At 72.0% G+C, this 13,114-nt stretch carries 12 protein-coding genes; 1 reads left to right on the top strand and 11 read right to left on the bottom strand.

The annotated features are described in order from the left end of the window. Positions 1–35: 35 nt before the first annotated feature. The 5 genes from ABZ172_RS06750 to aroC all read right to left on the bottom strand — a co-directional run bounded on the left by ABZ172_RS06750 (position 36) and on the right by aroC (position 5,409). Positions 36–1,142 carry an aminopeptidase P family protein gene (locus ABZ172_RS06750; protein ID WP_356880871.1) on the bottom strand — a complete coding sequence of 369 codons (1,107 nt, stop codon included), beginning with the start codon at positions 1,140–1,142 and terminating at the stop codon, positions 36–38. A 70-nt stretch (positions 1,143–1,212) separates the two neighbouring features. After that, a complete protein-coding gene (locus tag ABZ172_RS06745; RefSeq protein WP_356880869.1) occupies positions 1,213–2,034 on the bottom strand; it encodes a Pro-rich N-terminal domain-containing protein in 822 nt (273 codons plus the stop codon). Positions 2,035–2,141: 107 nt separating this feature from the next. Beyond that, on the bottom strand, positions 2,142–2,585 hold the full coding sequence (gene aroQ / locus ABZ172_RS06740; RefSeq protein WP_356880867.1) for a type II 3-dehydroquinate dehydratase: 444 nt from the start codon (positions 2,583–2,585) through the stop codon (positions 2,142–2,144). Further along, positions 2,582–4,228 (bottom strand): 3-dehydroquinate synthase, encoded by a 1,647-nt coding sequence (gene aroB / locus ABZ172_RS06735; RefSeq protein ID WP_356880865.1) that lies wholly within the window; start codon positions 4,226–4,228, stop codon positions 2,582–2,584. The genes aroQ and aroB overlap by 4 nt, the downstream gene beginning before the upstream one ends. Then, a complete protein-coding gene (gene aroC, locus ABZ172_RS06730) occupies positions 4,225–5,409 on the bottom strand; it encodes a chorismate synthase (RefSeq protein WP_356880863.1) in 1,185 nt (394 codons plus the stop codon). Before aroC ends, aroB begins: the two co-directional genes overlap by 4 nt. Before the next feature lie 287 nt (positions 5,410–5,696). Between aroC and ABZ172_RS06725 the strand changes: the two genes are divergently transcribed. Further along, positions 5,697–6,131, top strand: coding sequence for a hypothetical protein (locus ABZ172_RS06725; RefSeq protein ID WP_356880861.1), 435 nt, complete (start codon positions 5,697–5,699; stop codon positions 6,129–6,131). 163 nt (positions 6,132–6,294) lie between these two features. Here ABZ172_RS06725 and ABZ172_RS06720 read toward each other — a convergent pair whose 3' ends face one another. The 6 genes from ABZ172_RS06720 to ABZ172_RS06695 all read right to left on the bottom strand — a co-directional run bounded on the left by ABZ172_RS06720 (position 6,295) and on the right by ABZ172_RS06695 (position 12,911). After that, positions 6,295–7,122 (bottom strand): shikimate dehydrogenase, encoded by an 828-nt coding sequence (locus ABZ172_RS06720; RefSeq protein WP_356880859.1) that lies wholly within the window; start codon positions 7,120–7,122, stop codon positions 6,295–6,297. Beyond that, positions 7,119–8,903, bottom strand: coding sequence for an endolytic transglycosylase MltG (mltG, locus tag ABZ172_RS06715; protein WP_356880857.1), 1,785 nt, complete (start codon positions 8,901–8,903; stop codon positions 7,119–7,121). The genes ABZ172_RS06720 and mltG overlap by 4 nt, the downstream gene beginning before the upstream one ends. Before the next feature lie 100 nt (positions 8,904–9,003). Continuing rightward, positions 9,004–9,489 carry a Holliday junction resolvase RuvX gene (ruvX, locus tag ABZ172_RS06710; RefSeq protein ID WP_356880855.1) on the bottom strand — a complete coding sequence of 162 codons (486 nt, stop codon included), beginning with the start codon at positions 9,487–9,489 and terminating at the stop codon, positions 9,004–9,006. Then, positions 9,486–12,155: an alanine--tRNA ligase gene (alaS, locus tag ABZ172_RS06705; RefSeq protein WP_356880851.1), complete on the bottom strand. Its 2,670-nt coding sequence runs from the start codon at positions 12,153–12,155 to the stop codon at positions 9,486–9,488. The genes ruvX and alaS overlap by 4 nt, the downstream gene beginning before the upstream one ends. Continuing rightward, positions 12,155–12,451: a DUF6167 family protein gene (locus ABZ172_RS06700; RefSeq protein ID WP_356880849.1), complete on the bottom strand. Its 297-nt coding sequence runs from the start codon at positions 12,449–12,451 to the stop codon at positions 12,155–12,157. Before ABZ172_RS06700 ends, alaS begins: the two co-directional genes overlap by 1 nt. 7 nt (positions 12,452–12,458) lie before the next feature. Continuing rightward, positions 12,459–12,911 (bottom strand): DUF948 domain-containing protein, encoded by a 453-nt coding sequence (locus tag ABZ172_RS06695; RefSeq protein ID WP_356880904.1) that lies wholly within the window; start codon positions 12,909–12,911, stop codon positions 12,459–12,461. Positions 12,912–13,114: the final 203 nt, after the last annotated feature.

Here is a 13,114-nt window from a genome sequence, read left to right as displayed (position 1 = left end):
CAAGGGTGCGCGCCGGAGTCCCCGCCAGGGTTCCCCTAGAGCGCGAGCAGCTCCTTGGTCGTAATGGTGAGTAGCTCGGGTCCGCCGTCCGCCTCGGGGCGCACGACGAGCGTGTCATCGATCCGGACGCCGCCCCGGCCCGGGAGGTGGACCCCCGGTTCGACGGTGACCGGCACGCAAGCGTCCAGTTTACCCATGGCTGTCGGTGCCAACTGCGGGTCCTCGTCGATTTCGAGCCCGACCCCGTGCCCGGTGCTGGGCGGGAGACCGTCCGAGTGGCCCGCCGAGTCCAGCGGATGGCGGGCCGCGCGGTCCACGTCGCGGTAGGCGGTACCCGGCAGCAGGGCCTCCCGTCCGGCCCTCTGAGCGGCGAAAACGAGGTCGTAGAGCTCGATCTGCCAGTCCGCGGGGCTGGTCCCGATGACGAAGGTCCGGCCGATCTCGCAGCGGTACCCGCGGTAGTTCGCGCCCAGGCCGACGGAGAGGAAATCGCCTTCCTCGACCCTGCGGTCGGTGGGCAGGTGACGGCCCTGCCCCGAGTGCGGGCCGGTGCCCACCGAGGTGGCGAAGGCCGGGCCGTCGGCTCCGTGGTCCACCAGCCGGCGCTCCAGCTCCAGGGCCAGGTGCCGTTCGGTGCGCCCCACCAGGATGGATTCGAGGAGTTCACCGAGGGCCTGGTCGGTGATCTCGGCGGCGATCCGCAGACAGGCGATCTCCTCCTCGTCCTTCACCAGGCGCAGCTGCTCGACGGTACCGCCGAGGTCGCCCAGGCGCAGACGGGGGGCGGCGTCCCCCATGGCGCGGTGCCGGGCGACCGTCAGGTCGTGCTCCTCGACCGCCAGGGAACCGGCACGCAGACCGGCGGCGAGGGCCGCCGCGGCGACGACCGGGTCGTCGTCGGACCCGGGCAGGACGGTCACCCGCAGCCGTTCGTCGAGGCGCGTGCGGCCGGGTTCGCCGCCCGGTGCGCGGGGGCGGAGCAGGACGTCCTCACCGGGGCCGAGCAGCAGGACGGAGCCGGGCGGGGCTCCGCCGGCGAGATAGCGGACGTTCGCGGGGCGGGAGACCACGGCGGCCTCTGAGCCGGCGGCGGCGAACCGGTCCCGCAGCAGCCCGCGTCGGACGGCGTACACCTCTGACATGTTTTCGAGCGTACGAGCGCGGACGGCGCCCCGCCCGCGCAGCGCACCCGACCGGGAACGGCCCGGGGCGCTACCAGGCCGGCGGGCTGGCTATGGAGCGGGCCAGCACGTCGTCCAGGACCCGGGCGGTGGTCTCCACGTCGTAGGTGGAGTTGTCGATGATCGGGAGGCCGGAGCCGTACCAGCCGGCCATCCGGCCGTGGATCCGGGCGACCTCCTCGTCGGAGAGCCGGCGGTTCCCGCTGCGGGCCGCGTTGCGCTCCAGGACGACCTCCAGTCCGGGCAGGAGCACGACGGGCAGCAGTCCGGGGCCGACGTGCCGCTTCCAGCCGCCGAGGCCGACGACGGGCCGGTCGGGGAAGACCGCGTCGTCGAGGATGCAGGAGATGCCGTTGGCCAGGAAGTTGCGGGCGGCGAAGCCGCAGGTGCGCCGGGCCAGCCGGTACTGGGCCTCGGAGTGGTCGTTCCAGCCGGTCTGCGGGTCGGCGAAGCCGGAGCAGACCCACTCGCGGACGTCGTCCAGGGAGACGTGGGCGGTGGGGACGCGGCGGCGGCCCGCCCAGAGCTTGGCGACCGTGGTCTTGCCCGCTCCGGCAGGACCGATGAGCAGCACGGCCAGGGTCGCGGCGCCGGTGCCGGGCTCCGCGGGCGGGGCGGGCAGCGGGACGGGGCCGCCCGGCGGCAGCTGGATGTGTCCGGTGGTCTCCCGGGAGGCCGGGACCGGAGCGTGCGGAGGGCCGGGCGGCTGGGGCGCCGGGGGCTGGTGCCCGGGCGCGGGGGGCGGGAGGGGCGGCCCCGCCTGGCCGGGGTGGCCTGCGTGCTGGGCCGGTGCCGTCCACGGTCCGTTCCCGGAACCCTGGGGCGGCAGCGGGGCCCCCACTGCGTGCTGCATCCGGTGCCACTCCGTCTCGTACAGGCATTGGGCGCTGATCGACGGCAACCGTACCCTCCCCGGCCGCCCTGCGGTGAACGGGCGGGGAGGGCACGAAGTGCCCGGGGTCAGTCCGGCAGTTCGTCGGCGAGGGCCCGCAGGGCGAGCCGGTAGGAGCCGATGCCGAACCCCGCGACGGTGCCGGTGGCGACCGGGGCGACCACCGAGGTGTGGCGGAACTCCTCACGCGCGTACGGGTTGGAGATGTGCACCTCGATCAGCGGGGCGGTGCGCTGGGCCGCCGCGTCCCGCATCCCGTACGAGTAGTGCGTGAACGCCCCCGGGTTGAGGACGACCGGTACGGCGCCGTCGGCCGCCTCGTGGAGCCAGCGGATCAGCTCGCCCTCGTCGTTGGTCTCGCGGACCTCGACGTCGAAGCCGAGCTCCTCGCCGAGGGTCCGGCAGGTGTCCACCAGACCGGCGTAGGAGGTCGCCCCGTACACGTCGGGCTCGCGGGAGCCGAGCCGGCCGAGGTTCGGGCCGTTGAGCACGAGGACCCTGCGGACCGTCACGCGGAGACCTCCCCGTAGGCGGCGAGCAGCACGGCCGGGTCCGGGCCTTCGAGCACGGTGGGCTTGCCGATGCCGTCCAGGACGATGAAGCGCAGCAGGTCGCCGCGGGACTTCTTGTCGACCTTCATGTTCTCCAGGAGCTTGGGCCACTGGTCGCCGCGGTAGGTGAGCGGCAGCCCGACGGACTCCAGGACGGCGCGGTGCCGGTCGGCGGTGGCGTCGTCGAGGCGTCCGGCGAGCCGGCCGAGCTCGGCGGCGAAGACCATGCCGACGGAGACGGCCGCGCCGTGGCGCCACTTGTAGCGCTCGTTCTTCTCGATGGCGTGGGCCAGGGTGTGCCCGTAGTTGAGGATCTCCCTGAGGCCGGACTCCTTGAGGTCGCTGGAGACGACCTCGGCCTTGACCCGGATGGAGCGCTCGATCAGCTCGGCGGTGTGCGGTCCGGCGGGCGTGCGGGCGCCTTCCGGGTCCGCCTCGACGAGGTCGAGGATCACCGGGTCGGCGATGAAGCCGGCCTTGATGATCTCGGCCATGCCGGAGACGTAGTCGTGGACCGGCAGCGAGTCCAGCGCGGCGAGGTCGCAGAGCACCCCGGCGGGCGGGTGGAAGGCCCCGACGAGGTTCTTGCCCTCGGCGGTGTTGATGCCCGTCTTGCCGCCGACCGCCGCGTCGACCATGGCGAGCACGGTCGTCGGGACCGCGATCCAGCGGACCCCGCGCAGCCAGGACGCGGCGACGAAGCCCGCGACGTCGGTCGTGGCACCGCCGCCGACGCCGACGATGACGTCGGTGCGGGTGAAGCCGGTCTGGCCGAGCGCCTTCCAGCAGTAGGCGGCGACCTCGACGGTCTTGGCCTCCTCGGCGTTCGGCAGCTGGATCGCGATCGCCTCGTAGCCCTGGGCGGCGAGGTCCTCGCGGACCGCCTCGCCGGTCTCGGCGAGCGCCTCGGGGTGCAGCACGGCGACCCGCTTGGCGCGGTCGCCGATGAGCTGCGGCAGCTCGCCGAGGAGCCGGTGTCCGACGAGCACCTCGTACGGGTCGGTGCCCGCCGTGCCGGCGATCTGGATGCGGGTGGTGTGCTGCTCGGTCATCGTCGGGTTCTCCCGGCCGGAGGGCACGGCTTCGCCCGTGCGCTCCGGCAGTCGCGTTGCGTCGAGGACCGCCTGGGCGACCTCGTCGGGGGTGCGTTCGTCGGTCGCGACGGTCGCGTCGGCCACGTCCTCGTACAGAGGGCGCCTGGCGTCCATGAGCTCGCGCCACTGGCGCCGCGGGTTGACGGCGAGCAGGGGGCGGGCGGTGTTGAGCCCGACCCGCCTGACCGCCTCGTCGACGTCCATCGACAGGTAGACGACCCGGTGGCCGGCGAGCAGGGCACGGGTCGACGCGTCGAGCACCGCACCGCCGCCGAGCGCGAGCACGCCCGGGTGCCCGGCGAGCGCTTCGCGGACCGCCCGGCCCTCCAGGGCGCGGAAGTGCTCCTCGCCCTCGTCGAAGAAGATCTCCGCGATCGACTTGCCGGCCGCGGCCACGACGTCCGCGTCGGTGTCGCGGTAGGTGGTCCCGAGCCGGGCGGCGAGCAGCTCGCCCACCGTCGACTTGCCGACCCCCATGGGGCCGACCAGGACGATCAGCGGCGCGCTCACCGGATCTGCAGGTGGGAGAGGTACGACTGCACGTTGCGGCGGGTCTCGGCCACGCTGTCGCCGCCGAACTTCTCCGCGACCGCGTCGGCCAGCACCAGGGCGACCATCGCCTCGGCGACGATGCCGGCCGCCGGGACGGCGCACACGTCGGAACGCTGGTGGTGGGCCTTGGCCGCCTCGCCGGTCACCACGTCGACGGTGGCGAGGGCGCGGGGCACGGTGGCGATGGGCTTCATCGCGGCGCGGACCCGCAGCAGCTCACCGGTGGTCAGCCCGCCCTCGGTGCCGCCGGAGCGGCCCGAGCTGCGCCGGATGCCGTCCTCGGTGGCGACGATCTCGTCGTGCGCCTGCGAGCCGGGGACCCGGGCGAGGTCGAAGCCGTCGCCGACCTCGACGCCCTTGATGGCCTGGATGCCCATCAGCGCGGCGGCGAGGCGGGCGTCGAGACGGCGGTCCCAGTGGACGTGCGAGCCGAGTCCGACCGGGACGCCGTAGGCCAGCACCTCGACGACTCCCCCGAGGGTGTCGCCGTCCTTGTGGGCCTGGTCGATCTCCGCGACCATCGCCTTCGACGCCTCGGCGTCCAGGCAGCGCACCGGGTCGGCGTCGAGCCGCTCGACGTCGGAGGGCTTCGGGTGGACGCCGTAGGGCGCCTTGGCCGCGGCCAGCTCGACGACGTGGGAGACGATCTCGATGCCCGCGGTCTCCTCGAGGTAGGAGCGGGCGACGGCGCCGAGGGCGACGCGGGCCGCGGTCTCCCGGGCGCTGGCGCGCTCCAGGACCGGGCGGGCCTCGTCGAAGCCGTACTTCTGCATGCCCGCCAGGTCGGCGTGACCGGGGCGGGGGCGGGTCAGCGGGGCGTTGCGGGCCTGTTCGGCCAGCACGTCCGGGTCGACCGGGTCGGCCGACATGACCTGCTCCCACTTGGGCCACTCGGTGTTGCCGACCATGACGGCGACCGGCGATCCCATCGTCAGACCGTGCCGGACACCGCCGAGGAAGGTGACCTCGTCCCGCTCGAACTTCATCCGGGCGCCGCGCCCGTAACCGAGCCGTCGCCGGGCGAGCGCGTCCGCCACCATCTCGGTGGTGACGGGGATACCGGCGGGAAGACCCTCCAGCGTCGCCACCAGTGCGGGGCCGTGCGACTCTCCGGCGGTCAGCCAGCGCAACCTGCTCAACGGTGCTCCTCATACTCGCGCCTGTACCTGCGACGGCGCGACCGGGTGCGCGGCCCCGGCCCGCCGCTCCCGATCCTCCCACGCCCGGGGGCGGCGACCCGCCGTAGGTCCAGCAGACGGACGTCCCCGTGTGAGGAGATCGGCCCGAAAATGCATGATTAACATCGTTTCACATGCCATGTATGACATGCGTACCGAGTGAAGGAAACGTGTTTGACGTGTCATCGACAGCCACGTGATAATCGCCGCTCGATCACTTTGTAAATAATTCATAAGGACGTGCACGCATGCGTAGATCCCTGATACCGCTCGCCCTGGGAGCGGCCCTGGGCCTGTCGGTGACGCTCGGCGGGACGGCGTACGCCGGGCAGGGCAACTCGGACTGGCGCTACATCGACTGCACGTCGTCGGGCGCCAAGGGCGAGCTGGGATACCGCTGGTGGAGCAAGGGCACCGTCACCTCGATCGACCTGGAGCTGACCGCCTACGACATCGCGTCGGACGGGCACCACCCGGAGGTCCGCTTCGTGTCCCGCAACTACGGCGGCGGAATCAAGTACTGGGGATGGCACTCGTACTCCGGCGGCGCCCCGGGCGGCCGCGCCTGGTACACCACCGCCCAGAGCGACGCCGGGCTCTACGGCATCGGAATTCAGATCGCCAACAAAGAGGGCAGCGAAATCCTGACGTACAAGACCTGCTGGGTCTCCGAGGCCGCCTGATTCCCGTGAATCAGGTGGGGCGGGTGAGGCGCGGCGGTTCCTCACCCGTCCGTCCGGCCCCGGCCGGGCCCGTCGCTCCGGACCGACGGGCGACGCGAATGCCTCGGGACTCTCGCTCCGGACCGACGGGCGACGCGCGAATGCCTGCACCGGGGGTGCCCGGTCAGCGTCCGCCGAGCGCGGCCTCGCCCGCGGCCCTCATCACCGCGAGCGGCGCGTCCCGGCAGCCGGTCATCTGCTCCACCTGGAGGACGGCCTGGTGGACGAGGAGGTCGAGACCGCCGACCACCGCACCTCCGGCCGTCGCCCAGCCGGCCGCCAGCCGGGTGGGCCAGGGCTCGTACAGCACGTCGAAGAGGGTGCCCGGATCCCGGGGGACGGCGTCCGCCAGCGCGTCCGTGGTCCCGGCCGGCGTGGTGGCGATGACGAGCGGGGCACGCAGCGCCTCGTGCGCCCGGTCCCAGTCCGCGATCCGCACGTCGACGCCGAGGCGTTCGCCCCAGCCGCGCATCTCGTCGGCCCGCGCCGCACTGCGCACGTAGGCCGTGACCGGGCCGGCGCAGATCCCGGCGAGCGCGGCCAGGGCGGAGGAGGCCGTGGCGCCGGCCCCGAGGACCGCCGCGGAGTCGGTCTTCCGCACGCCGCGCTCACGCAGGGCGGCGACCATCCCGGGGATGTCGGTGTTGTCGCCGAGCCGCCGGCCGTCCTCGGTGAGGACCACCGTGTTGACGGCCTCGACCGACGCGGCCGTGTCGCTGACGGCGTCGAGCAGCGGCATGACCGCCCGCTTGAGCGGCATGGTCAGGGAGAGCCCGGCCCAGGAGCGGTCCAGCCCCTCGACGAAACCGGGCAGCGCCGCCTCGTCGACGTCGAAGCGCTCGTAGGACCAGCCCTCCAGGCCGAGTTCCGCGTACGCGGCGCGGTGCAGGACCGGCGAGAGGGAGTGCGCGACGGGCGAGCCGAGGACGGCGGCCCTGCGGGGGACGCTCACTGGTTCGCCTTGTTCTCTTCGTATTCCTTGCGGTTGCGCTCGTGCTCCGCGTTCGTCTCCGCGAACAGCGTCTTGTCCGCGGTCACCGAGACGAAGTAGTACCAGGGGCCGTCGGCCGGGCTGATCGCCGAGTGCAGCGCGTCCGTCCCCGGGTTGGAGATCGGCCCGAGCGGCAGCCCCTTGATCCGGTAGGTGTTGTACGGGTCGTCGATCTGGCGCAGGTCGTCGACGGCGCCCACGTCCAGCGTGCTCTCGTCCCGGATGTAGTTGACCGTCGAGTCGAATTCGAGCCGTCCCACGGTCTCTACGTTGTCCGGCTTGAGCCGGTTGTAGACGACCCGGGAGACCTTGTCGAAGTCGTGTTTGTACTTTCCTTCTTTCTGGACCAGGCTCGCGACGGTGATGAGGTCGAGCGGCGAGGCCAGGTTCAGCTTCTTCGCATTCTCTGCGAGATCGAGCTTGTTGTATTCCTTGTTGGCCCGGGTGACCATCTTCTTCAGCGCGTCCTCGGGCTTCGAGCCCTTCGGAACCGCATAGGCCGCGGGGAAGAGGAATCCCTCCAGCGGATCCTTGACCTTGGGGTCCTCGTCCGCCCATTCCGGCAGTCCCAGGCTCCCGGCCTTCGCCTTCGCGACGCCCGCCGTGGTGCCCGCCTTGAGCTGGAGCCTTTTGTCGATCGCCGCGTAGATGCCCTTGGCACTCGTGCCCTCGGGAATGACCATGGCGTTCTGGCTCTTCGGGTCCAGCATCAGCGCCATGGCACTCTCGCCGGACATCTCCTTCTTCAGGAGATAGACACCGGCCTGGACGGACTTTCCTTTGTACTTCCCGTTCTGCGCGGAGATGAAGGCGCCGGCCGACTTCACGACACCGGCCTTCTTCAGAATGGTCGCGATCTCGTTCCCGTAGGCACCGTCGGGGATCTCCACCTCGACCGAGCTCGTGCCGGTGCCCTCGTAGTCGGGCGCCGCACCGAACTGGCTCTGGTAGTAGGAGTAGCCGACGTAGGTCACCCCGCCGAGCCCTCCGACGAGGACCGCCGCGACGCCCAGGCAGGCGCAGCCGTTGCGGCTCTTCTTCTTGCCCTTGCCGCGGCGCTCACCGCCGCCCCTGCGGGACTCGCGGGGGTCGTCGTCCAGGTCGTCGTCGTGCTCGGTGCCGCCACGGGACCGGGAGCCCGCAGCACGGTCGCCGTCGGCCGGCTCGTCCGCACCGGTGAAGAAGGGGTGCGTCTCCTCCTGCGGCACCTCGGGGTCCCAGTCCGGAGCCGACTGCTGCGGCGCCGGTTCCTGACGGTGCCCCGGGGGCTGCGGCGGAGGGTAGGCCTCAGGGGTTCCGTAGGGGTCGCCCTGTTCGCCGTACCCGCCGGAGTGGTCGCCGTAGGGGGACTGCTGCTGCGCCCCGTACGGCATCGCCGCCTGCGCACCCGTGTCCCAGCCGCCGTCGTACTGCGGCGGGGACGGCTGCTGGAGCTGCTGCGGCTGCTGGGCGTACGGATCCTGCGGGGCGCCGTACTGCTCGTACGGGTACTGCTGGTGCGGTTCCTGCCGGTACGGGTCGTGCGGGGGCTGCTGCTGGTAGGGGTCCTGCTGCGGCTGCTGCTGGTAGGGATCCTGCTGGTAGCCCTGCTGGGCGTACGGGTCCTGCGCGTAGGTCGGCTGCTGCTGGCTGTCGTACTGGCCCTGGCCGTGGGCGGCCTGGTGGCCCCACCCCTGGTCCCCGTACAAGGGGTCCTCGGGATGCCACGGTTCGGAGCCGGAGCCCCGGCCATACTCAGTCATCGATCCCCTTGAGCCGCGAGACGACGCTCCGTCTCTTCGCTTTGCTGTGCGGTGTCTGTTCGAACACCGCCGCATCGCGCGGAACGTTACCGTATCGCGATCAGACAACCACTTCGACGCCCTCGCCCGGCGCAGCACCTGACGCCCGTTCGGACTCCAGAGCGTTCTGGAGGATCACCACAGCGGCAGCCTGATCCACGACAGACCGGCCCTTCTTGGACTTCACGCCCGAAGCGCGCAGCCCCTGGGTGGCCGTCACTGTGGTCATCCTCTCGTCCAGGAGGCGCACCGGGACCGGCGCGATCGCCCGGGCGAACACCTGGGCGAAGGCGCGGACCTTGGCCGCGGCCGGACCCTCGCCGCCGCCCAGCGAACGGGGCAGACCGACGATGACCTCGATCGGCTCGTACTCCTCGACGATCTGTCCGAGCCGCCGGTGGGCGGCCGGGACGTCACGTCCCGGCACGGTCTCCACCGGCGTGGCGAGGATCCCGTCGGGGTCGCACGAGGCGACCCCGATACGGGCGTCGCCGACGTCGACGGCGAGTCGCCGTCCCCGCCGCATGGGCGCCGTGCCGGACGTCATGCCGTCTCGGTGACGAGGCGCTCGACCGCGGCGACGGCGTCACCGATGGCGTCCGGGTTCTGGCCGCCGCCCTGGGCGACGTCCGGCTTGCCGCCGCCACCGCCGCCGAGGGTCTTGGCGGCGGTGCGCACCAGGTCACCGGCCTTGAGGCCGCGCTCGCGGGCCGCCTCGTTGGTGGCGATGACCGTCAGCGGGCGGCCGTTGACGGTGGTGAACAGGGCCACGACGGCCGGCCGGCCGCCCTGGATGCGCCCGCGCACGTCGAGGACCAGCTTGCGCAGGTCGTCGGCCGCGGTGCCGTCCGGCACCTGTCCGGTGACGAGCGCGACCCCGCGCACGTCCCTGGCCGACTCGACGAGTCCGGCGGCGGCCTGGAGGACCTTCTCCGCGCGGAACCTCTCGATCTCCTTCTCGGCGTCCTTCAGCTTGCCGAGCATGCCGGAGATCTTCTCGGGGAGTTCCTCGGGACGGCCCTTGAGCAGCTCCTGGAGCTGGGCGACGACCGTGTGCTCCCGGGCGAGGAAGTGGTACGCGTCGACGCCGACGAGGGCCTCGATGCGGCGCACCCCGGAGCCGATCGACGACTCGCCGAGCAGCTTCACCAGCCCCAGCTGGGCGGTGTTGTGCACGTGCGTGCCACCGCACAGCTCCTTGGAGAAGTCCCCGATGGTGACGACGCGGACCCGCTCGCCGTACTTCTCGCCGAACTCGGCGATGGCGCCCTGCTTCTTGGCGTCGTCGATGGACATGACCTCGGCCTGGACGTCGAGTTCCCGGGCGAGGACCTCGTTGATCTTCTGCTCGACGTCGGTGAGGACCGTGCCGGGGACGGCGGCGGGCGAACCGAAGTCGAAGCGGAAGCGGCCGGGCGAGTTCTCCGAACCGGCCTGGGCGGCCGTCGGGCCGAGAGCGTCGCGCAGCGCCTGGTGCGTGAGGTGCGTGGCGCTGTGGGCGCGCGCGATGGCGCGGCGGCGGGTGTTGTCGATGGCGGCGTAGGCGGAGGCGCCGACCGTCACCTCGCCGACCTGCACCGCGCCCTTGTGCACGGAGACGCCCGGGACCGGCTGCTGGACGTCGCGGATCTGGATGACGGCGCCGCTGTCGAGCCGGATCCGGCCCTGGTCGGCGAGCTGGCCGCCGCCCTCCGCGTAGAAGGGGGTGCGGTCGAGGACGACCTCGACCTCGTCGCCCTCGGAGGCGGCGGGCGAGGGCACGCCGTCGACGAGCAGGCCGACGATCTTCGACTCGCCCTCGGTGGAGGTGTAGCCGGTGAACTCGGTGACGCCGGAGTTGTCGGCCACCTCGCGGTAGGCGGACAGGTCGGCGTGACCGGTCTTCTTGGCCTTGGCGTCGGCCTTGGCGCGCTCCCGCTGCTCCTTCATCAGACGGCGGAAGCCGTCCTCGTCGACCGAGAGGCCCTGTTCGGCGGCCATCTCCAGCGTGAGGTCGATCGGGAAGCCCCAGGTGTCGTGGAGCAGGAACGCCTTGTCACCGGCCAGGATCCTGCCGCCGGCGGCCTTGGTCTCGGTGACGGCGGTGTCGAGGATGTTCGTGCCGCCCTTGAGGGCCTTGAGGAAGGCGGCCTCCTCCGCGAGGGCGACGGTCTCGATGCGCTTGCGGTCGGTGATCAGCTCCGGGTACTGCTGCCCCATGTTCTCCACGACGACGTCGACGAGCTCGCGGACGACCGGGCCGGTGGCGCCCATCAGCCGCATGTTGCGGATGGCGCGGCGCATGATGCGGCGCAGGACGTAGCCGCGGCCCTCGTTGCCGGGGGTGACACCGTCGCCGATGAGCATGACGGAGGTGCGGATGTGGTCGGCGACGACGCGGAGCGAGACGTCGGAGCCCTGGTCGGCGCCGTAGCGCACACCGGTGAGCTCGGTGGCCTTGTCCATGACGACGCGCAGGGTGTCCGTCTCGTACATGTTCTGTACGTCCTGCAGGATCATGGCCAGGCGTTCGAGGCCGAGCCCCGTGTCGATGTTCTGCGACGGCAGGTCGCCGAGGATCGGGAAGTCCTCCTTGCCGTCGCCGGCGCCGCGCTCGTACTGCATGAAGACCAGGTTCCAGATCTCCACGTAGCGCTCGTCGTTGACGGCCGGGCCGCCCTCGACGCCGAACTCGGGACCGCGGTCGTAGTTGATCTCCGAGCACGGGCCGCAGGGGCCGGGGACGCCCATGGACCAGAAGTTGTCCTTCTTGCCCAGGCGCTGGATGCGCTCGGCGGGGACGCCGATCTTCTCGCGCCAGATCTGCTCGGCCTCGTCGTCGTCCAGGTAGACCGTGATCCACAGGCGCTCGGGGTCGAGGCCGAAGCCGCCGTCCGCCACCGGGCTCGTCAGAGCCTCCCAGGCGAACTCGATGGCGCCTTCCTTGAAGTAGTCGCCGAAGGAGAAGTTGCCGCACATCTGGAAGAAGGTGCCGTGCCGCGTGGTCTTGCCGACCTCTTCGATGTCCGGCGTGCGGACGCACTTCTGCACGCTGGTGACGCGCGGGGCGGGCGGCTTGACCTCGCCGAGGAAGTACGGCTTGAAGGGGACCATGCCCGCGGGGACCAGCAGCAGAGTCGGGTCGTCCGCGATGAGCGACGCCGAAGGCACGACGGTGTGACCGCGCTCCTCGAAAAAGCTCAGCCAGCGGCGGCGGATTTCAGCCGACTCCATCAGTGGTCCTCATTCCGGTTGTTCGAGTGGGAGGGAAGTGCGCGGTGGGCGACGGGGCCGGGGACGGCCGGAGCCTCGATCCCCAGGGCGTCACCGAGTTCGGCCTCGCGCCTGACCATGCCCTCGCGCACGTCGAGGGCGAAGTCCTTCATCCGGTGACCCGCCTCGATCGCCTTGTCGGCGGCCTGCGCCGCGAGGCTCTCGGGGGTCAGCTGCCGGATCTTGCGGTTGACCTTGGTGGTGGCCCACACACCGGCGGCTGCGCCGGCGGTGAACCAGAACGTACGGCGGAACATCGCTGGGTCAGTCCTTCTGTCCGCGGGAGCTTCGGCGGCCGGCCCGCTTCCTGTCACGGGCGGACGGCACGGTTCGGCCGACGATCACGGTGCGGCGGGCGGCACGGCGGTCCTGCTCCGGTTCGGCCGCGGTGCGGCGGCCGATCGCCTGCCGCACTCCGTAGCCGAACGCGGCGACCTTCACCAGCGGACCGCCGAACGTCGAGGCGACCGTGGTGGAGAGCGCGGAGGCGTTGGAGGTGACCTCCTGGACGTCGCTCGCGATGGCGTCGACCTTGTCCAGCTGGGTCTGCGCGGAACGCAGGGTGGCGGAGGCGTCGGCGAGCAGCGGGACCGCCTGCTCCGTCACGTCCGCCACCAGCGCCGTCGTCGCCCTGAGCGTCTGGGCCAGTCTCACCAGAACCACGGCGAGGAAGGAGACCAGGATCGCCCAGAAGACGGCCACCAGGATGCCGGCCACCTCTCCACCGGACACAGTGCACCGCTCTCTGCTCGTCACCCGCATCGGCCGGGGTCCTCCCCCGCCGGTACCTGTCTTCCGCCGGCCGGCCGGGGCTTCCTGCCACCTCTGCCGATCGTCGTCCCCCCGAGCCTATCGCGCCGGGCGTCACACCCCGTACCGGATTCCGGGCGGGCGCCGCGGGCCCCGGAAAGGGGAGATTG

Source organism: Streptomyces sp. NPDC006296, from assembly GCF_040613235.1.
Taxonomy (GTDB): Bacteria; Actinomycetota; Actinomycetes; order Streptomycetales; family Streptomycetaceae; genus Streptomyces.
Note: the sequence above shows the minus strand (reverse complement) of the source record. Positions and strands in the feature narration are given on the sequence as shown.